General features: G+C 31.1%; 1 protein-coding gene. It reads right to left on the reverse strand.

What is annotated here, in order from left to right; all coding sequences use genetic code 11:
* Positions 1-1,187: hypothetical protein (locus AJ930_RS03210; RefSeq protein WP_070274826.1), on the reverse strand; the 1,187-nt coding region annotated here is incomplete at its 3' end.
* Between the last annotated feature and the right edge of the window lie 66 nt (positions 1,188-1,253).

Below are 1,253 nucleotides of genomic sequence, written 5' to 3' on the forward strand. Positions count from 1 at the left end.
TCAAGGAGTTTGTCTAAATATCCTCTTTTATAAATCCATTCTAATCTTTCAGGTGTAAAATAATAAGGGGCATTAGGATAGCCTTGAGGAGGAGTGAGGGCTGCTAATTTGGCGCTTAATACTAGAGTATCTCTATCTAAAGCAGCTTGTTGTTCACTCCAATCATTTGGAGTATCTACATCAAATCTTGTTACCATTCCATTTTCGTATCCATCCATAGCATCATCAAATTTATTTCTACTTTCAGGAGTAGAATCTATATCTCTTGGATCTTTTAATTTGCCTTTTTCAATATCATTATATAAAGCCCAAATGATCCTGCCTTCTTCATCATAGGCAAAATCATATTTATTTAAATCAATCACCCAATCTGCTCCTATAATCTCATCTATAAAAGGAAGCATACCAAATTCATCAGGCTGTATAGTTTTAGCTAAATCTTTTACTAATTTGGCCCTTAAAGGATTTTTATGTATCCCTGCCATACCTATTTCTAAAAGATTATCAGCATAATTATAAATTCCTCTTTTTATACCTAATTCTTCATATCCTCCACCTGTGAGTTGAATATATAAAATAAAACATTGTATCATTCTAGCATTAAAGCCATGATTTTTAGAACGCACAAAATATTCAGGTTTTCCTAGTATTCCTGCTGCTATACCCCATTCTTGTCTAAAAAGAGAAGATTTTAAGGTTTCTTTATTATTGTTAACTTCATCATAAATATAGGCGTATTCTTCATTGATTAAATATCCTTTTTCATCTACATTAGCATAAGCATCATAGGGTATATCTATAACCACAGATCTTAATCCACTTCTTATTGCTAAATATTTATATCTTTCTCTTTTAGTTTTTAAAGATTTATAATAAGCTTTTTCTGCTTTAGTCCAAGGAGCTATAGCTCCTTGGATAGGATCTTTTAAATATATGCTTTGCCAATCTTTAAATTCAAGCAAAGTAGATTTCTCCCCTGTGTGAAATTCAGGATCTAGGTATTGGGGTTTATAGTCTTTGTAGGGGGAGTTTTTCATAATATGATAAGATTTAAAAACCGCTTTGGAATATTCTTCGGTATAGTTGCCTGTGGGCTTAACATTTTCTTTAAAGAGTATTTTATTGGTATCTTTTTCCACATCTAATGTTAATCCATTGGGTGTATAAATTTTATAAGTCTCACTCATTATTTATCCTTTCTTAATTTAACCCATATATAAACCATCTTCTATGATTATAGTAGTGGCTAGTCT

Origin of the sequence: Campylobacter sp. BCW_6871 (genome assembly GCF_001762325.1) — a bacterium.
In the GTDB taxonomy this organism is placed as follows: Bacteria; Campylobacterota; Campylobacteria; order Campylobacterales; family Campylobacteraceae; genus Campylobacter_D; species Campylobacter_D jejuni.